This window comes from Zobellia laminariae (genome assembly GCF_030553095.1).
In the GTDB taxonomy this organism is placed as follows: Bacteria; Bacteroidota; Bacteroidia; order Flavobacteriales; family Flavobacteriaceae; genus Zobellia; species Zobellia laminariae.
Genome location: NZ_CP130738.1, coordinates 4,643,647 through 4,663,143 on the forward strand (window position 1 = coordinate 4,643,647; position 19,497 = coordinate 4,663,143).

Below are 19,497 nucleotides of genomic sequence, written 5' to 3' on the forward strand. Positions count from 1 at the left end.
CCCTACGTTTCTTATACTGAACGTTGAGGGAAATGACCTAAAGGCCGTGTTACTCCGCTGCAAAAAAACACGTACTGCATGAATAGCTGTTTTTTCACGACTCCCGTAACACTCATTTCCCTCAACGGTCCGGGTATGCCGCGACTTTTATAAAGGCCATCTTGTTTTTGCCAACTTTACTACCTACTTTAGATAACTACACACAACTGGGCATATATTCCAGAAGTCACAGCAATCTTCCACTCGGTAGGCTACGCCTTCCGGAAGATATACCCGGACCGTTGTACGCAAGCATGAAAATCGGAACAAACAAGAAATATATGAACATCAAGAAAATGAAAAAATCAATTTTCCTCCTATTACTTTTAACCTCTGTATCTGTATTTTCCCAAAACTCAGATTACAAGGTATCCTCCTATCTAACGGAAGGAACAAAAGCACCAAATACTCATTATATCGGAGAAGCTTGGTTGAATGCTATTATCCACGATGATGAGGAATTGGGTTATAATATTACAAAAGCAACTTTTAAAGCTAACTCGACCTTGGACTGGCATAAACATGGAACTGCGCAAGTCTTAATAATTGTAGATGGAGAAGCATATTATCAGGAGAAAGGAACTGCGCCTGTAATTTTGAAAAAAGGCGATGTAATTAAATGTGAGAAAGACATTGAACATTGGCATTCTTCTACCAAATTTAGTGATGTAACATATTTAGCTTTATATGGTGGTGGACAACCAACTTCTTGGACTGAAGTAGTTACGCAGGAGTATTATGATGAAGTAGCCGAAAAACTAAAGGGTAATTGAAATAACACACTCGGACGGAAATGCCAGCGTACAACAATGCCTAAAAACAATACGGGCTACGGGTTTTGACGAATGGCTTGCGTATTTTTATGAAGTCCGCCAAAACAATTGGATTTTGGGATTTTAAAAGAAAAAAATAAAACCAAAACAAAAGGTTTCGGCTAATCGCTGAACGGAAAGCAAACGCCAGTTTGCTCCCGTACTGTTCTTAGCCGAGCCGTTGTAATCAAGCTGAAAAAACAAGAAACTAAAATGAGCAAAGCAACAGTTAAGCAGGCTGAAAAAAATGAATTGAATTGGGTAAATGCAAAATATAGTGAAGTAGATTTTGTTAAATCTAATTATGAAAACAAGTAGCTAGTAAGCTGAATTGGTGTAATTCTGAAAGTCAATATGGAAAGACAGTATTGCTTCTTTGCAAAACGAATTAAAAGCCAGCTTATAACATAGTATAAAAAATATAGGGCTTTGGCGCTTAATCAAAAGATCTGTATTTATTTACAAAGTCCGCTAAATATAAAATTTGGCGATTGTAGTAGAAAAAATAAAAGTGAAATATTTATATTTAGCTAAGCAATAAACCGAAGCGAAAGTGCTTATCACCTGCCCTACGTTTCTTATACAGAGACGTTACCATGCATTAAGGTCAAAACCACGTTATTGAAATTTTTGCCAAGAATATAATTTCTCTTTCAAATAAAATATTGAACCAATGACCTCTAACCAACCAATAGAACCTAAACAAAGAATTGAAATTCTAGACATCCTAAGAGGTTTCGCTTTACTCGGAATCATTTTCATGAACATGGGATTTTTTAGCGGATACTTTTTTATGCCATTTGATGACCTTAAACAAATAACTGACTTTCAGTTAGATGAAAAATTATATTCGTTTTTAGATGTCATAATCACAGGAAAGTTTTACACTCTCTTCTCAATTCTTTTTGCTGTTGGGTTCTATGTTCAATATGAAAAGAACAAAGAAGATTCTATTAATTTTTTAAAAACATATAGAAGAAGACTATTTTTTCTGTTATTGATAGGATTTTTGCACAGTTTAATTTGGTTTGGAGACATTTTACTTGTCTATTCGATATTTGGTTTTATCCTCATTTTATTCCGGAATGTCAAGTCAAAAAACCTTATTCTCTGGTCGATATTTTTCCTGCTGTTTCCACTTTTAATCGATTTATGTCTCTTGCCATTTTCTGAGGCTTTAAGTTCTGCTAGTCCTGATAAAACGGCTGCCCTTGCGCATGTTCAATATCCGGATATGACCGTTGAAGCAGTTATAAGTACATTCCAGAATGGTTCAATTGTAGACCTATTCTTTTTAAACATTCATAATCTTGTCTGGAAATACTTAGGTTATATTCCATCAGGCGGTTATTTTAAATTCCTTGGAATTTTTCTTCTTGGTTACTATTTCGCTTCAATTGAATTGTTTACAAAAAAAACAAAATCATCATTATTAATAACCAGTTTAATCGTAGGTCTTTTGGCTACTTTTTCAGCTAAAATAATTGGTGGAAGTTCCTATATGTTCCCATCAACTCCATTAAATATGCTTTATAAGTTCTTAGTATTAGCCGGCCAAATATTTATGTGCATTTTCTACATAACTTCCATATCTAAAGTTGTTCAAACTTCTATAGGTAAAAAAGCATTTGGATATTTAATTCCTGTGGGGAGAATGGCTCTGAGCAATTACCTGTTTCAGACTATAATCATGATAATTATATTTTACAATTTTGGATTTAACTTAATTGGTAAAATCGGTTTACTGCATACATCAGGTATTGCTATTCTTATTTTAGTAATACAAATTATTCTTAGCCATATCTGGTTAAGACATTTCAAATTTGGCCCCTTGGAATGGATTTGGCGTAGCCTGACTTATAAAAAGAGGATAGATATCCGTTATCCAAATAACTATTCAGCCAAATGATGGAATTAACGCATGGTAACTATGTATAAAATAATAGCCTAAATAGTAGTAAATTCTAGGTTTGTAGTCCGCTTCAACTTTCTTGTAACTATAAGGTAAGTGCCACGCAGTCGGCTACTATTCTTATGCTTAACGTTAGGGAAATGACATAAAGGCCATGTTACTCCGCTGCAAAAAACACATACTCGATAAATAGCATCTTTTCACGACTCCCGTAGCACCCATTTCCCACAACGGTCCGCGCATGCCGCAATTTTAATTAGGGCTCTTTTGCTTTTATCAACTTTACTACTTATTTTAGACAACCACACACAACTGTCATATATTCTAGAAGTCACAGCAATCTTTCCCTCGGTAGGCTGCGTCTTCCGGAAGATATCCCCCCCGGACTGTTAGGCACAATTAAATATCTATAACCAAAGTTTAAACAAGTCTAATCATCTTGGACTCCAAACCAACTCAAAATGAAACCAACCCAATTAATTATTTTCTTTTTACTGATAACTGTAAGCTCAAAGGCACAAACCAGTGGACTTGGCGCATTAGCAGATCAAATTTATTTTAACGGAGAGATTTATACCATGAACGATAACAGCCCAATGGTGGAAGCTGTTGCCGTAAGAGCCGATTCAATTCTATCTGTAGGAAGTAAGGAACTTGTCATGAAGTTAAAAGGGGATAAAACCCAACTCTTCGATTTAAAGGGCAAGACCATGATCCCTGGTTTAATAGAGGGGCATGCCCATTTGTATGGTATTGGAAATAATTTATTGGAAGTTGACTTGGGAGGAACTAAGAGTTATGAGGAGGCCATTGAGAGAGTGGCAAAAAAAGCAAAAAGCACACCGAAAGGAGAATGGGTTGTAGCTACTGGTTGGCATCATGATAAGTGGGATACACAACCTACATTAATCAATGGGTATCCTACAAATAAGTTATTATCTGCTGCTGTGCCAGATCATCCTGTTATTCTAGTACATGCTTCTGGACATGTCATAATTATAAACCATAAAGCGATGGATATTGCAGGTATCAATTCAAAGACGCCTCAACCAGATGGCGGCGGAATAGTTTTAGATTCAAATGGTGAACCAACCGGAATTCTTAATGAAACTGCAGGAGATTTAGTGTTCAAGTTTTTACCTGAACCTACAAAGGAAGATGTAAAAGAGACATTAATTCTAGCTTTAGAAGAGTGCTATAAAAATGGTATCACCGGATTTCATGATGCAGGTTCGGGGGCTACATGGTAAACCTTTATGAAGAAATGGCCTCACAAAACCTAATTAAACTAAGGCTGTATGTTATGCTTCGCGGAACCCAACCTGAACTTCTTGAATATTCTTTTAAGAAAGGTATTCAAGAGAACTTATATGACAATCAACTAACCATCCGTTCTATTAAACTAATGGCAGATGGGGCTTTAGGTTCAAGAGGCGCCTTATTATTGGAAGAGTATACGGATGCACCCGGAGAGCATGGTCATAATGTTACACCGTTAGAGGATATTGATAAAATTGTCAATAAGGCCTATAAAAATGGTTTTCAAGTGGGTATACATGCCATAGGCGACAGGGCAACTCGTGAGGTTTTGGATATTTACGAGAACACATTTAAGACTGAATCTACAAATAGTCCAAAAGATGCGAGATTTAGAATAGAACATGCCCAACATTTTGACCCAGCGGACATTCTTAGGGTTGCTGAATTGGATGTTATTCTAGCAATGCAGGCTATTCATATGTCATCGGATAGACCTTGGGCCATTGATCGTCTAGGAGAGAAACGTATTACGGAAGGTGCCTATATATGGCAGACCTTATTGAAGTCTGGAGCAAAGATTGTGAACGGAACCGATGCACCCGTAGAACCCATTAATCCTATGGCTGGCTTTTATGCGTCAGTATCCCGAAAAACTCTAAAAGGAATGCCTGATGGTGGTTACGAACCGCTACAGAAAATGACAAGGAATCAAGCGCTCAGATCTTATACATTGGATGCTGCCTATGCGGCATTTCAAGAAAATGACAAAGGGAGTATAGAAGTTGGAAAATGGGCAGATTTCACCATACTTGACAGAAATATTATGACCATTCCGGAAAATCAAATCTTGGAAACTAAGGTCACCAAGACGATTATTGGAGGCGAAATAGTTTTTGATGATGAAAAAATTGATTAAATATTCCCTAATCGATGTTGGAAGTTGATTATTGTGGATGGGTTTGAAAGTAGAAACCTAAGCTAAGGTAAATTCGCAATCGATATTTTCAAATTATACAGAATGAAAACCTGACTGAACATTCTTCTTGGGAAACGTATAACGATAGGGCTATTGAAAAAAATGAAATTACTAACTGTGCCGAACAGAGTATATAGTTTATTGCTAGGTCTACCCTTCTTACGCAAAGTATTACTTACATCAGTTTTTATTATGGGAATGATTTTATGGAGTTCCTGTAATAAAAAAATAGTGAGTCCATCTAATTCCAATGCGAATACACACTCAAAAACTGCTCAAGAAAAGCCTTATTTAATCTTAATTTCCCTTGATGGTTTTAGATGGGATTATGTAGAAAAATATCAGCCGCCAAATTTGAGTGCATTCATCAAAGAAGGTGTTAAGGCAGAATCTTTGATACCCTCATTTCCTACTAAGACTTTTCCAAATCATTATACCATCGCTACCGGGCTTTATCCTGATAAACATGGAATTATAGGGAATATATTTTATGATTATAAGAAGGACACGCTCTTTAATAAAAGAAGTCCGGGAATGGCAGAAGATGGAAGCTTTTATGGAGGTTCACCTATTTGGGTAGAGGCTAGTAAGGCAAATATTGTCACTGCCAGTTATTTTTTTGTAGGTACCGAAGCAGCTATTCAAGGAATAAGACCTACGTACTATTATACATTTGATATTGGCGTTAAAAATGATGAAAAAGTTGATCAAGCAATACATTGGTTGAACTTGAATGAGAAAAACAGACCGCATTTAATCACTTTGTATTTTGGTGATATGGATAAAGTTGGACACGATTATGGTACTAATGATGACGACAAACTGAAAACGGCATTGTTTAATTTGGATAAAAATTTAGGCGATTTGTTTAAAGGAGTATCAGAAACTGGACTTCCTGTAAATATGATGATAGTCTCTGACCATGGCATGGGAAATCAGTCTACTAACAAAATCATTCCCATAGATTCCATCGAAAACGATGACTTGTTCATGACGATTGAAAATGGTACAATAGTAAATATTCATCCCAAAAAAGATGTGGAAATAGATACTGTACTACAGTATTTAAGAACTAAGGAAAATAATTTCAAAGCATATAAAACTGAAAACACATAAGGTTTTGAGTACATCCCTAAAAATAAAAACTGGGGTGCAATACAATTAATACCGGATTACGGTTATCATTTTTGGAATCAAAGACGCAAAGACGCTCTTATCGAAGAAGGTGTTACAACCTTTGGAGTTCATGGCTATGATAGCAAATACAAAGAAATGCATGGGATATTTTATGCAAAGGGTCCAGCTTTTAAAAATGGTTACGAAATACCTTCCATAAAAAACATTCATCTCTATCCATTAATGTGTAAGATATTAGGCTTAGAAATCCCAAAATTAATTGATGGAGATATACATCAAATCGAAAGCGTTTTGAAAGAGTAAAAAACAAACAAGAACTATAAGATAAAGGCAGCAGATAACACAACCTATAAAAAATATGGGCTTCGGCCTTAATCGCAGGAATTTTGTATTTTTATAAAGGCAACAACCCCGATAGCTATCGAGATTGGCTTTTGCTTTTAACCGGGAAAATAAAAAAATTTGGCTTCAAGCTGTGGCGAAATGGGAACCGTAAATCACTGCCCCACACTGATCATAGCCGAAACCGCTATGCTCCATTTAACTCAACTAGAGAATGACAGCTAAAAAATTTTTATTAATACTCCTTTTTCTTTATCAAATGTCCCCATGCTTGTTCTTACAAGTTGGCTTGATGCCGGAACAGCTGAAGGCACTTTTGGAAAGTCGCCAAATTTTTAAACTTGACGATTTTTCATAAAAATAAATAGTAAAACATAAAAAATTCGGCTCTGTATTTACCCGAAAAATCGTACTTTTTTACACGCTACGTTTCATACTCAAACTGTTATAGAGAATAATCAAACAAACCATATGAAAAATCTAATATTTGTAATCTTCATTTTCACATCTGCACTATGTAATGCCCAAAACTACTCGTTTGTTCCAGATAGTTTGCGTTTAATTTCTTATGAGGAATTAATGAAAAATCCACCGTCTAATGTCGGATTGGTATTTTATGAAGACGGAACACCTACAACATTTAAGGAGGTTATTCCATTAGTGATGCAGAAAAAATTGACACCTCAAATGTTTGTTGACAAGGATGGAAATCATAAGATACTTGTAGTTGTTAAAGCAGAAGTAAAAACAGAAAACATATCCATAGCCTATGAAGGCATGCCAGAAAAGTTGAAGAAATTAGGATATTCGTTTGGAAACTCAAAAAGTGACACAATAGTACTTATTACACAAGGAGGTCCTTTTCCTAGATTGTTTACGGATGAAGTGAAAGCTATTTTTAAGGAGAATGGAGGAATTGATGAAAATAAATACTTCTTTATAAATAGTCATCAAGCCCAGACTATAGAGCCTCAAATGATGTTAGAGGAAGAAATGTCATTTGAACAAGCCAAAATGTTGGGAATAAAAACTTCCGAAATGTTGAATGAGCTTGTTAGTTATTTTAAGTCTGAAAATAAAAAGGTCCTTATTGTAGGTATTTCGTATGGTTGTTTTGCAGGGCAAGACTATATTTCCAAGTTTGGTAATATTGCAGACGGATATTTACTGATGGCAGGTAGGTTAGATATTGCGGAAGACGTTTGGAGGGCATATTCTGAAGGAATTGACGCTGGTTTTGAAGAAGATGCTATTAGTACAAAGGTGGAACAAAAAGCTGAGGATTTAATGATGATTAATTCACACAAGATTGCTGCTGCTTATGGTTATAAGCGATATTCCGAATTGTTAAAAAACACTGACCTATCCAATGTAATTTATTATCATGCCTTAAAGGATTTGAATGTTGGGAAACTAACGACAGATGAAATTGAATTTCTTAAGACTAAAGGTGCTAATGTTGTTGCATTTGATGATGTGCATACAGCGTGGAGGAAACATTTAAAGGAAGCTTTGGAATTACTATTAGCAAAATAACTATAATCAATGTTACTCTTTGCAACAACTTCTTATCGTCAGGTAGGACACCATACACTAACCGTTGATGGAAACGACCTAAAGGCTATTTTACTTTTGACAACTTTACTTACCTACTTTAGATAACTACACAAAACTGGGCATAACGCGGCAAAAACAAAATGATTGAACAATTTAAGGTAAATATAGCTCAATCCGAACTTGACGATTTGAATGAACGAATCCAAAAAGTTAGATGGCCTGATGAAATTGAAAATTCTGATTGGAAATACGGAACAAGCCTATCATATATAAAAGAATTAGTAGACTATTGGAAAAATGAATTTGATTGGAGAACCATAGAAAAAAAAATAAATTCCTTTCCAAATTTTATCGCAAACATTGATGGGAATAAAATCCATTTTCTTCACATTAAAAGTAAAAATGAAAATGCCATTCCAATCATAATAACTCACGGTTGGCCTATGGTTCATTTCTTGAAATGTTTAAAATCATACCATATTTGACAGAATCTGACAACGTATCTTTTAATATAGTTATCCCTTCCATAATTGGATTTGGTTTTTCAGAAAAGCCAATAGAAAATGGAAGTGATTATGGTTTTAATGCTGACCTATGGCATAAACTAATGATTAAACTTGGGTACAATAAATACGCCCTACAAGGCGGAGACATTGGAGCAGGAATTAGCATAAAAATTGCACAAAAATATCCTGAAAATATTATCGGTTTACATTTGAATTATATTTCCGATTCCTATGAACCATATCTTAAAGAAAACAATGATACCACTACCGACATAATTAAATTCAGAAAGCACCTTAAAGAATGGAATGAACAAGAAGGTGCTTATTCTACTATCCAAAGTACAAAACCATTGTCATTAGCTTATGGATTAAATGATTCTCCTATTGGACTTTGTAGTTGGATTATTGAAAAATTCAATGCTTGGAGTGACAATAACGGAAACATAGAAAATAGTTTTACAAAACAAGAACTATTGGCAAATGTGACTCTATATTGGCTAACGCAAACCATACATTCCTCTATTAGAATGTATCACGAAATTAGTCTTAATCCTCTGAAATTTAGAAAAAATGATTTTATCAATATTCCAGTCGGATTTGCTAAATTCCCAAAAGAGATTCCTACGCCACCCAGAGAATATATTGAAAAAGGGTTAAACATTGTTCATTGGACAGATTTACCCAAAGGAGGTCATTTCCCTGCATTGGAACAACCAAAATTGTTAGCGGATGATATAATAAAATTTTTCGAAAAACTGAACTAATCGAGAAAAACACTATGCACAACAATGTATAAAAAACGCAGGGCGGTTTGCGCTAAATTCGAAGTTTTATGATTATTTGCAAAGTCTGCTAAATAATTAACCGAAATAAAAGTGCTTATCACCTATCCTACGATTCTTATACGCAATGCCGTGACTTTTATTGAGGCTGTTTCGCTTTTGCCAACTTTATTACATAATTTTAGATATCTACACACAACTGGGCGTATATTCCAGAAGTCACAGCTATCTTTCACTCGGCAGGCTGCGCCTTCCGGAAGATGTACCCGGACCATTATGTGCTATTTGAGAAACATTTTATTAATATACCAATTTTTGGTATATTTGAAGTAAATAGTTATCAAATGAACAAAAACACATCAGTATCACTCGGAAATTATTTTGACCAATTTGTGCAAAATAGTATAAGCGAAGGAAGATTTAAAAACGTTAGTGAAGTTATACGTGCTGGACTTCGACTTTTAGAGGAAGAAGAAAGTAAAGTTATCGCCTTAAAAAATGCAATTAAAGAAGGTATCGACAGCGGAATTGCTCACGACTTTGACCCAAAAAAACATTTGGAGTCTTTAAAAGCGAAAAAGCACTCGAATGGCTGAATATAAACTGACCAATAAAGCTGTCGAGGATTTATCAAAGATTTGGGATTATACTTTTGAGGTATGGTCTGAAAAACAAGCTGACAAATACTACGGTGGGCTGATTTCTAACTTTGAAGAAATTGCTGAAAATCCAGAGTTAGGAAAAACTGCGAAGGTATATCGAAGCAACTTCTAGGACTAAAAGCAAATCGACATATAATATTCTACAGAGCTTTGAATGAAGATTATGTTGAGATAACAAGAATATTACATGAAAGAATGGATTTAAAGAAAAGAATAGCGGAATAAAAACTACACACAAAAATGTCTATAATTAATGTGGGGTTTAGCTTTGGACAAGAAAGAAAGAAAGAAAGAAAGAAAGAAAGAAAAACAATAAGCTTTAGCTTCGTGCGCATACGGAAACGAAAAGTTCCCTTACTACCCCACTACGCTTAGCCAAACTGCTAATGCCATAATCTAAAGACCAAAATCTTTAGTTTTTCAATATTTCAAAAACTCTTATTGAACTACTGAGCAAATTTTACCCTGCTGGATTGAAGTGTAACCTTGCAAAACCCAATTTAACCGTATCTTTGCTTCCATATGCAAACGAACAAACTTACAGATTGGCTACCAACTACGAACAAAGAAGTTAAAATTCGGGGTTGGGAGGAATTAGATGTTATTCTATTTAGCGGAGACGCTTATGTAGACCACCCTTCATTTGGGCCAGCTGTAATTGGTCGTATTTTAGAAAGTTATGGCTTAAAAGTGGCTATCGTTCCACAACCAAGTGTGACCGATGATTTGCAAGATTTTACGAAATTAGGGACACCAAAATTATTTTTTGGCGTTACTGGTGGTTGTATGGATCCTATGGTAAGCAATTATACAGCGAGTAAGAAACGTAGAGATAAAGATGCCTATACACCAAATGGTGATAAAGGATTTAGACCTGATTATGCTACATCTGTTTATTCTAATATTTTAAAAGATAAGTTTCCTGATATTCCAGTCTTAATAGGTGGAATTGAAGCTTCGCTGCGGCGGGTTACTCACTACGATTATTGGAGTGATAAGCTAATGCCGAGCATACTAGAAACTTCCAAAGCTGATATGTTGGTTTATGGTATGGGTGAACAACCTTTGCGAGAAGTGGTTAAGCTTTTGCAAAAAGGAGTGCCTTTTTCAAGCTTAAGAACCATAAAACAAACTGCTTTTTTAGTACATAAAGATGAATCCATTCCTAAAAATAAAAATTGGGAAGATGTAGAAATTGTATCGCATGAAGTCTGTTTAAAGGATAAGAAAAAGTTTGCCTCTAATTTTAAAATTATAGAGCAAGAATCCAATAAACTTAAAGCAAGACGAATTTTTCAAGGGGTAAAAGACAGAACGTTGGTAATCAATCCACCATACCCAACAATGACTGAAAAAGAAATCGATGCTTCTTTTGATTTACCCTACACACGGTTACCACATCCAAAATATAATAAGCGTGGGCCAATCCCCGCGTTTGAAATGATCAAGACTTCTATTAACATTCACCGTGGTTGTTTTGGAGGTTGTAGTTTCTGTACAATTTCAGCACATCAAGGTAAATTTATAGCTAGTAGAAGTAAAGAGTCTGTATTAAGGGAAGTAGACAAAGTTGCTAATATGCCTGATTTTAAAGGCTACCTATCAGATATTGGAGGGCCTTCTGCTAATATGTATCAAATGAAAGGGAAAGTACAATCCATTTGCGATAAATGTGTTGCTCCTTCATGTATTTCACCTGTAATATGTAGCAATTTAGACACTTCTCATAAACCGCTAACCGAATTATACCAAGCCATAGATAAAAATCCAAAAATAAAAAAATCGTTTATTAGTAGTGGTATTCGTCATGATATGTTGGTGCCTGAATTCAACAAGAATGCAGATGCAAAAGAATTAGATGATTATACGGAAGAGGTGATGACAAAACATATTTCTGGACGTTTAAAAGTTGCACCAGAACACACATCTGACCCGGTTTTAAAATTGATGCGGAAACCTTCTTTTCAATACTTTCATAAGTTTAAAGAGCGTTTTGACAAAATCAATATTAAGAAGAATTTAAAACTTCAGCTTATTCCTTACTTTATTTCAAACCACCCGGCTTGTGAAGTAGAAGATATGGCAAACCTAGCTGCAGAAACTAAGGATATGGGCTTTCAGTTAGAGCAAGTACAAGGCTTCACTCCTACTCCTATGACGGTTGCAACGGTAATTTATTATAGTGGTTATCATCCCTATACTTTAAAGCCTACTAAAACCCCAAAATCCAAAAAAGAAAAGGATGAACAACATCGCTTCTTTTTTTGGTATAAAAAAGGAAATAAAGATTGGATTAGAAATACTTTAAATAAATTGGGCAGAAAAGATTTAGTAGATGTTTTAGTACCTGAAAAAGAGAATAAGACTTGGAAAAGCGTTAAACCTGTAGCCGTTAAAAACACGTTTGATGATGCTATTCCTTCTAGTCATTCACGTCAAAAAAGCAGTCATAGGTCTAAAAAGAAGAAACGTTAAATTATAGGCTAATCTCCTTACTAAACATAGCTCTAGCGTTATAACATGTCTCTATTTTGAAAGACCTTTTACTTATTACCCCACCATTTACACAACTAAACACACCGTACCCTGCAACGGCATACCTCAAAGGTTTTTTAAATACTAAAAAGATTTCAAGTTTTCAATTAGACCTTGGTATTGAAGTTATTAATACGCTTTTTACTAGAAAAGAATTACAGTTTTTGTTTGATAGTGCTTTTGAAAACAAAACTGTTGTATCAGAAAATTGTGAGCGTATTTACGGGTTGCGCCATGCATATTTAAATTCTATAGAAGCGGTAATTTCTTTTTTACAAGGTAAAAATGAAACTTTAGCAAGGCAGATTTGTACCGATGGATTTTTACCGGAAGCATCTCGTTTTAATCAGTTAGACGATTTAGACTGGGCCTTTGGTACTATGGGTATGCAGGACAAAGCTAAACATTTGGCTACCTTGTATTTAGAAGATTTATCCGATTTTTTGGTGGAATGTATCGACCCTAATTTTGGCTTTAGTCGCTATGCAGAGCGATTAGGGCGCAGTGCAAATTCTTTTGATGAGTTGTATGAGGCCTTACAAGATGATCTATCTTATATAGACGAACTTACTATATCTACTCTGCACGAGCATTTAACCAAAGTACAGCCCAAATTGGTATGTTTTTCGGTTCCTTTTATGGAAATTTGTATAGTGCTTTTAGATGCGCAGAACATATAAAAAATAATTTTCCTTCCACAAAAATTGCAATGGGTGGTGGTTTTCCTAATACCGAATTACGGTCTATTTCTGATGCCCGGGTTTTTAGTTTTTTTGACTTTATTAGTTTGGACGATGGAGAGTTACCTGTTGAATTATTGACGAATTATTGCATAAATAACTCAGAAACGAAGCTAAAACGCACCTTTTTACTAGAAAACGGTGTTGTTACGTATAAAAACAATAGTACCAAACCAGATTATAAACATAGCGAAGTAGGCACGCCAGATTACTCAGACCTACTGTTAGATACCTATATTTCTGTAATAGAGGTAGCAAACCCTATGCATAGCCTTTGGAGCGATGGCCGTTGGAACAAATTAACCATGGCACATGGCTGTTATTGGGGAAAATGCACCTTCTGCGATGTTTCTTTAGACTACATCAAAATTTATGAGCCTGTTGCAGCGCGTATTTTGGTAGACCGGATGGAGGAAGTTATTGCGCAAACTAACGAAAACGGTTTCCATTTTGTAGATGAAGCTGCTCCGCCATCTTTAATGAAAGCTTTGGCTCTAGAGATTTTAAAAAGGAATCTTAGCGTTACTTGGTGGGCGAATATTAGGTTTGAGAAAAATTTCACCCAAGACTTGTGTCTACTCTTAAAAGCATCTGGTTGTATTGCAATTTCGGGAGGTTTAGAAGTAGCCTCTGATCGGTTATTAAAATTAATAGATAAAGGGGTTACTGTGGAACAAGTAGCACAGGTTACGCGCAATTTTACGAGCGCTAATATTATGGTGCATAGTTACCTAATGTATGGCTATCCTACCCAAACCGTTCAAGAAACGGTAGATAGCTTAGAAATGGTCAGACAGTTGTTTCAGTTGGGTATTATCCAATCTGGTTTTTGGCATCAATTTGCCTTAACTGCGCATAGTCCTATAGGATTAGCTCCCCATGATTATGGTATTGTACCTACTTATGAGGATATTACTTTTGCAAATAACGATGTTCAGTTTAAAGATAATACCGGTATTGACCATGGTATATTTAGTTTTGGGCTAAAAAAATCACTTTTTAATTTTATGCACGGTATTGGTTTTGATATGCCTATACAAGATTGGTTTGATTTTACTATTCCCCAAACTCAAATTGAACCTTATTTTATTGAAGATTCGTTAAACACCCCTGTTGAATTTAAGGTTAAGCCTAACGCTAAAATTGTTTGGATAGGTGGCGAACCTAATTCCAACGTCATTACAAAAACAAAGCGAGGAAAATCTTGGGAGATGCTAAGCCTTACATTTTACGATAAACAGGAAACTATTGCCATTACACTAGAGTTAGAAGAAGGAACGTGGTTTTTAAACCAGCTTCCTAATCTTATGCCCTCGGCAGATGTTTTACCTTCTTTTAAAAGCTTAAAAACGAATTTTGAAAAAGACTTTGAGAATTTTGAACTTTTTTGGTTCTCTAAACCAATAAATCATTTAAAGGAATTTGGTTTGTTAGCGGTGTAATCAAATAATATAGTAAACTACCTCGGGGTAAGCCCACAAGGTATTACGTTGATAGAAAATTATTGATGGTTTTTCCTGAAATAGAACCGCTGATTTTCAAAATACAAGGTGATCATTTTAGTTTAGTATTTTGGACTTGTTATACTCGTAATTCATCCTCGCGATATTAAGTACTGAAATGTCTTCAGGACACTCTACCTTAAGCAAGCCTCGGTATTGGTGCAATGTCCAAAACCTTCTTCCTCCATCTGATTGACCATAGCCACTACCCTTTTTCTTGTTTCTTTTTGACCTTGAGGCAAAAGTTCTAATTGGGTAATCTTAGCACCTGTAAACAAAGCAGCACTAGAGTTTTTACAACTAGCCACACAGGCACCACAACCAATGCAAGCAGCAGAGTCAAAAGCAGCTTCTGCAATTTCATTGGTAATTGGTATGGTATTGGCCTCCGGAGCCTGCCCGGTATCTACGGACACATAACCTCCCGAGGTAATAATATGGTCTAACGACGAGCGGTTAATTTTTAGGTCCCTTACAACGGGAAAAGCGGCTGCTTTAAAAGGTTCTACATATATGGTATCTCCATCCTTGAAAGAACGCATATGAAGCTGACAGGTAGTCGTATTTTTTAAAGGACCGTGTGCTATGCCATTTATCATGACTCCACACTGTCCACAAATACCTTCTCTACAATCATGGTCAAACTCTACAGGGTGTTCCCCTTTCTTAACCAGTTTTATATTTAACGTGTCTAGCATCTCCAAAAAGGACATTTCTTGGTGAACATCATCCAAAATATATTCTTTAAATACTCCCTTGCTTTGGCTATCCTTTTGTCGCCATATTTTTAAGTGTATTTTCATTCTCTTTTATTTATAGCTTCGCACGGAAGGTGTTACTGTTTCAAAAGTCAAGTTCTCCTTATTCAATATTGGTGTAGACGGGTTCTTGTTCCATTCATAAGCAGAGGAATAGCAAAAATTAGCATCGTCTCGTTTGGCTTCTCCTTCCTCGGTTTGATATTCTATTCTAAAATGTGCTCCGCAAGATTCTTCTCTCTGTAACGCATCAACACACATCAGTTCCGCAATTTCCATATAATCCGCTACCCTACCGGCTTTTTCAAGTTCGCTGTTTACTTCTGAAGCATTACCGGGTACAATAAGATTCTCCTTAAATTCTTTTCGTAATTCTCTGATGTTCTCGATAGCTTTTTCAAGACCTTCTTTAGATCGGGATAAACCACATTTATCATAAAGTTCGCTTCCCAATACCTTATGGAATTCTTCTGCAGTTTTGTTACCCTTGGTTGCAAGAAATCCTTCCATCTGTCTTTTAACGGCCTCTTCTGCCTTGTCAAATTCAGGATGATTAATATCTGTTTTTGGATTCTTAATCTCGTCCGCAAGAAAATTCTGAAGGGTATAAGGCAAAACAAAATATCCATCTACACAAGCCTGCAATAGTGAATTAGCTCCCAACCGGTTTGCGCCATGATCCGAAAAATTAGCTTCTCCTATGGCAAAAAGCCCTGGAATTGTTGTCATTAGCTCATAGTCTACCCAAAGCCCTCCCATGGAAAAATGGGCTGCAGGAGAAATTTTCATCGGCTCCAAATAAGCATCAATGTCGGTTATTTTCTTATACATCAAAAACAGGTTGCCATAGCGTTCTACAATAACATCCTTGCCATATTCTTTTAGTGCCCTTGAAAAATCTAGGTAAACAGCATTTTTAAGTTCCCCAACACCCTTTCCTTCATCAATCTGTTCTTTGGCCGATCTAGAAGCAATATCTCTGGGCGCTAGATTCCCAAAAGCGGGATATTTGCGTTCCAAATAATAATCTCTTTCCTCTTCCGGAATGTCGTTGGCTTTTCGGGTTTCGTTTTTATCCTTCGGCACCCATATCCTACCATCATTCCGTAACGATTCGGACATTAAAGTGAGTTTAGATTGGTATTCCCCACTTTGTGGCAAACAGGTAGGGTGAATTTGTGTCCAGCTGGGATTGGCCATAAACGCTCCTTTTTTATGCGCCCTCCAGATGGCAGAAACATTACAGCCCATTGCCAATGTTGATAGGTAATAGATTTTACCAAAACCTCCGGTAGCCAGTACCACAGCGTGTGCTCCGTGACGCTCCACATTTCCAGTGTCTAAATTTCTAGCGATAATCCCCTTTGCCTTACCATCAATAAGCACAAGATCTAACATTTCGTGTCTAGCGTACAAGCTGACTTTTCCTGTATTGACCTGCCGCATTAAAGCCTGATAAGAACCCAATAATAACTGTTGCCCTGTCTGGCCCCTTGCGTAAAAGGTTCTGGATACCTGAACACCACCAAACGAACGGTTCCTGAGATAACCGCTATATTCCCTTGCAAATGGGACGCCTGGGCGGTTGCCTGATCTATTAAATTAGCCGAACATTCTGCAAGGCGATACGTATTTGCTTCCCGAGAGCGAAAATCACCTCCTTTTAGCGTATCATAAAACATCCTGTATACGCTATCCCCATCGTTTTTATAATTCTTTGCCGCATTTACACCACCCTGTGCGGCTACAGAGTGCGCCCTTCTAGGTGAATCTTGGAAACAGAAACTCTTTACATTATAACCCATCTCAGCCAGTGAAGCTGCCGCAGATGCTCCTGCCAAACCTGTTCCTACCACTATAACTTCCAGCTTTTTTCGGTTATTGGGACTAACCAATTTAGCTTTCTTTTTATAAGTGTTCCACTTTTCACTAAGTGGTCCTTCCGGGATTTTAGTATTCAAAGAATTTTTCATCTACTTAACGGTTTAGATAAATAAAAACAGGTATAATGATATAGCCCACAGTCATAATACCAGCGTATGCCATTCCTAAAAACTTTACTATTTTGGAATATAAAGGATGATAAAGCCCCAGTGTTCTATGTGCACTGAATACTCCGTGCAACAAATGGTATCCTAAGGCTATTATAGCTAAGACATATAATATAACGTACCACAGTTGGTCAAATGCGGCAATGACCAGCGTATATAAATCCTTGTTTCCATTTTCATCCAGAGGCATTTCTCCAAATTTATAATGGTACCAAAAGTCTTTGAAATGTATAACCAAAAAGAGAAAAATAATACTTCCCAAAAACATCATATTGCGAGCGTACCATTTACTTGCTCTTCCCCGTTTATCCTTGGCATAGCCCGGTCCATTGGCCTTTTTACTTTTAAGGCTCATGTAAATGGCATCTATGGTATGCAATAAAATGCACGCGTAGAGAACAATAGATATCACTTTTATAACGATATTACCTGCCAGCAAATGACTATACCAGTTATACTGTAGTCTGGCTTCTTCTATTGGCAATAATAGCTGAAGATTACCCAATAAATGAATGATAAGGAAAAAGGAAAGGAACAGGCCCGTTAAGGCCATTAAATTCTTTCGCGTCAATGCATTTTTAACGTACCACATTATGATATCATTTTTTATTTAGACTTGTCTATGACCGTAATCCCTATACTTTCCATCGCAATACCCCGAATAAAAAATACAATCAGGAAGAAAACACTTAAAGGTCTGAAACCTTAAGCTGTTAAAAGGTACACTAAGATATATGACCCTGCTCAAAAAGGCGAATTATGACACTAAAAATTCATGCTTTTAAATATGAGATTCGCAAAAATGGCAGTTATTTAATTTGAAGTCTTCTACGACTTTATAAAACCTAAAAAAAAAATAGTGTTTTGTAATGCATTTATAAGTATTAAATCTGGTTCTACTCTCTACTCATAAAACCAAGAAACTATTTCAAGCAGTAAACATAAAATATCCTTTTACTATTCATATAATTTTGACTTCCATGAAAATTACGAAATAAAAAAAAGCAAAAATCTAGCTAGATTTTTGCTTTTTTTATAATGTTTAAATGTAGATCTAACTTAGATAAGCAGTTAGCATCCAAATTAATTTTTCTTGACCTGCAATCAAATCACTCATTAAAGAAGCTGTGCCTTCATCGTTATTTTCCGAAGCAACCTCTAAAATATCCCGTTCTTGAATTAATAGTTCATTTAAGTTATCTAATATTGAATTAACAGCAAGGTCCCCATCAGAAATATTCTTAGTGACTCTAATAGTTTTGCTTTGCAAATAATCATCAAAAGTATGTAATGGTTTTTCGCCTATTGACAGAATTCGCTCTGCTATTTCATCAACCACATCATTAGTCTCATTATAAAGTTCTTCAAACTTTTCGTGTAACATAAAAAATCTTCGCCCTTTAGCATTCCAATGCAAACCTCTTAGGTTCATATAATAAATTTGAAAATCTGCTAAAAGAAAGTTCAATTTCCTGAAACATCCATTCTATAATCTTGACTTAATCCTAACTTTAATTCTAAGGTTTCCATAATCGTTATGTTTTAAATTCGTTAAGCAAAACTACCCATTAGTCCTCTAGTCCATAGTAACTTGTGTTACATATCCCATAGGTTTTGCTTATACCAGTATTGGGGCAAAATGAATTATTAAAATAACCGAAACTTTATATAGTTAGGAAGAGTTTTGTATTACTTAACCGGTGGTTCCCACAATGATATGTAATCTACTAGCATGGAAGTAGGATAGTCTTCCGGATTTGGTGGACTATAGGAAAATTACCGCCAATAGCAATGTTAACAATTGGGTACATCTCTATTTGACTAACAATAGCAGGATCACATACACTAGCTACTAGTTCTCCATCCAAATACCACTTCACAAAATTATCTGTCTTCCAGACAGCATATCGGTGCCAATTACCTGCT

12 protein-coding genes and 4 pseudogenes are annotated in these 19,497 nt (G+C 35.8%); 12 read left to right on the forward strand and 4 right to left on the reverse strand.

Translation table 11 applies throughout. The features are described 5' to 3' along the window. Positions 1 to 335: 335 nt before the first annotated feature. The 12 genes and pseudogenes from Q5W13_RS22470 (at position 336) to Q5W13_RS22525 (ending at position 14,702) form a co-directional block, all read left to right on the forward strand. On the forward strand, positions 336 to 812 hold the full coding sequence (locus Q5W13_RS22470) for a cupin domain-containing protein (protein ID WP_034669023.1): 477 nt from the start codon (positions 336 to 338) through the stop codon (positions 810 to 812). A gap of 832 nt (positions 813 to 1,644) precedes the next feature. Then, complete coding sequence (locus Q5W13_RS22475) at positions 1,645 to 2,760, forward strand: DUF418 domain-containing protein (protein ID WP_304444599.1); 1,116 nt, start codon at positions 1,645 to 1,647, stop codon at positions 2,758 to 2,760. 464 nt (positions 2,761 to 3,224) lie between these two features. Next, positions 3,225 to 4,013: an amidohydrolase gene (locus Q5W13_RS22480; RefSeq protein WP_304444600.1), complete on the forward strand. Its 789-nt coding sequence runs from the start codon at positions 3,225 to 3,227 to the stop codon at positions 4,011 to 4,013. Further along, positions 4,007 to 4,939, forward strand: a complete 933-nt coding sequence (locus tag Q5W13_RS22485) for an amidohydrolase (RefSeq protein ID WP_304444601.1) — start codon at positions 4,007 to 4,009, stop codon at positions 4,937 to 4,939. The genes Q5W13_RS22480 and Q5W13_RS22485 overlap by 7 nt, the downstream gene beginning before the upstream one ends. 162 nt (positions 4,940 to 5,101) lie before the next feature. Then, positions 5,102 to 6,115, forward strand: a complete 1,014-nt coding sequence (locus tag Q5W13_RS22490) for an alkaline phosphatase family protein (RefSeq protein ID WP_304444602.1) — start codon at positions 5,102 to 5,104, stop codon at positions 6,113 to 6,115. A gap of 834 nt (positions 6,116 to 6,949) precedes the next feature. Further along, on the forward strand, positions 6,950 to 8,014 hold the full coding sequence (locus Q5W13_RS22495) for a hypothetical protein (protein WP_304444603.1): 1,065 nt from the start codon (positions 6,950 to 6,952) through the stop codon (positions 8,012 to 8,014). A gap of 161 nt (positions 8,015 to 8,175) precedes the next feature. Beyond that, entirely contained in the window at positions 8,176 to 8,520 is a 345-nt protein-coding gene (locus tag Q5W13_RS22500) for an epoxide hydrolase N-terminal domain-containing protein (RefSeq protein WP_304444604.1), read from the forward strand. Further along, the gene (locus Q5W13_RS22505; protein WP_304444605.1) at positions 8,517 to 9,305 is read left to right on the forward strand and encodes an alpha/beta fold hydrolase; all 789 of its coding nucleotides are present in this window, start codon (positions 8,517 to 8,519) and stop codon (positions 9,303 to 9,305) included. Before Q5W13_RS22500 ends, Q5W13_RS22505 begins: the two co-directional genes overlap by 4 nt. Before the next feature lie 362 nt (positions 9,306 to 9,667). After that, the gene (locus tag Q5W13_RS22510; RefSeq protein WP_155596734.1) at positions 9,668 to 9,919 is read left to right on the forward strand and encodes a type II toxin-antitoxin system ParD family antitoxin; all 252 of its coding nucleotides are present in this window, start codon (positions 9,668 to 9,670) and stop codon (positions 9,917 to 9,919) included. Further along, positions 9,912 to 10,210: pseudogene (locus Q5W13_RS22515) on the forward strand (type II toxin-antitoxin system RelE/ParE family toxin). The gene Q5W13_RS22510 and the pseudogene Q5W13_RS22515 overlap by 8 nt, the downstream one beginning before the upstream one ends. A gap of 297 nt (positions 10,211 to 10,507) precedes the next feature. Continuing rightward, entirely contained in the window at positions 10,508 to 12,460 is a 1,953-nt protein-coding gene (locus tag Q5W13_RS22520) for a YgiQ family radical SAM protein (RefSeq protein WP_304444606.1), read from the forward strand. Between the two features lie 56 nt (positions 12,461 to 12,516). Beyond that, positions 12,517 to 14,702: pseudogene (locus Q5W13_RS22525) on the forward strand (B12-binding domain-containing radical SAM protein). A gap of 117 nt (positions 14,703 to 14,819) precedes the next feature. Here the strand turns inward: Q5W13_RS22525 and Q5W13_RS22530 are convergent. The 4 genes and pseudogenes from Q5W13_RS22530 to Q5W13_RS22545 all read right to left on the reverse strand — a co-directional run bounded on the left by Q5W13_RS22530 (position 14,820) and on the right by Q5W13_RS22545 (position 19,003). Beyond that, a pseudogene (locus Q5W13_RS22530) lies at positions 14,820 to 15,565 on the reverse strand (succinate dehydrogenase/fumarate reductase iron-sulfur subunit). 6 nt (positions 15,566 to 15,571) lie between these two features. Beyond that, positions 15,572 to 17,493: pseudogene (locus Q5W13_RS22535) on the reverse strand (fumarate reductase/succinate dehydrogenase flavoprotein subunit). A 4-nt stretch (positions 17,494 to 17,497) separates the two neighbouring features. Then, positions 17,498 to 18,163, reverse strand: coding sequence for a succinate dehydrogenase cytochrome b subunit (locus tag Q5W13_RS22540; protein ID WP_304444607.1), 666 nt, complete (start codon positions 18,161 to 18,163; stop codon positions 17,498 to 17,500). A gap of 462 nt (positions 18,164 to 18,625) precedes the next feature. Beyond that, positions 18,626 to 19,003 carry a Dps family protein gene (locus tag Q5W13_RS22545; RefSeq protein ID WP_304444608.1) on the reverse strand — a complete coding sequence of 126 codons (378 nt, stop codon included), beginning with the start codon at positions 19,001 to 19,003 and terminating at the stop codon, positions 18,626 to 18,628. Between the last annotated feature and the right edge of the window lie 494 nt (positions 19,004 to 19,497).

Bases quoted from the DNA above. Each gene is read 5' to 3' on its own strand.
- Q5W13_RS22470 (WP_034669023.1), top strand. From the start codon at position 336: ATGAAAAAATCAATTTTCCTCCTATTACTTTTAACCTCTGTATCTGTA.
- Q5W13_RS22475 (WP_304444599.1), top strand. From the start codon at position 1,645: ATGCCATTTGATGACCTTAAACAAATAACTGACTTTCAGTTAGATGAA.
- Q5W13_RS22480 (WP_304444600.1), top strand. From the start codon at position 3,225: ATGAAACCAACCCAATTAATTATTTTCTTTTTACTGATAACTGTAAGC.
- Q5W13_RS22485 (WP_304444601.1), top strand. From the start codon at position 4,007: ATGGTAAACCTTTATGAAGAAATGGCCTCACAAAACCTAATTAAACTA.
- Q5W13_RS22490 (WP_304444602.1), top strand. From the start codon at position 5,102: ATGAAATTACTAACTGTGCCGAACAGAGTATATAGTTTATTGCTAGGT.
- Q5W13_RS22495 (WP_304444603.1), top strand. From the start codon at position 6,950: ATGAAAAATCTAATATTTGTAATCTTCATTTTCACATCTGCACTATGT.
- Q5W13_RS22500 (WP_304444604.1), top strand. From the start codon at position 8,176: ATGATTGAACAATTTAAGGTAAATATAGCTCAATCCGAACTTGACGAT.
- Q5W13_RS22510 (WP_155596734.1), top strand. From the start codon at position 9,668: ATGAACAAAAACACATCAGTATCACTCGGAAATTATTTTGACCAATTT.
- Q5W13_RS22520 (WP_304444606.1), top strand. From the start codon at position 10,508: ATGCAAACGAACAAACTTACAGATTGGCTACCAACTACGAACAAAGAA.
- Q5W13_RS22540 (WP_304444607.1), bottom strand. From the start codon at position 18,163: ATGTGGTACGTTAAAAATGCATTGACGCGAAAGAATTTAATGGCCTTA.
- Q5W13_RS22545 (WP_304444608.1), bottom strand. From the start codon at position 19,003: ATGAACCTAAGAGGTTTGCATTGGAATGCTAAAGGGCGAAGATTTTTT.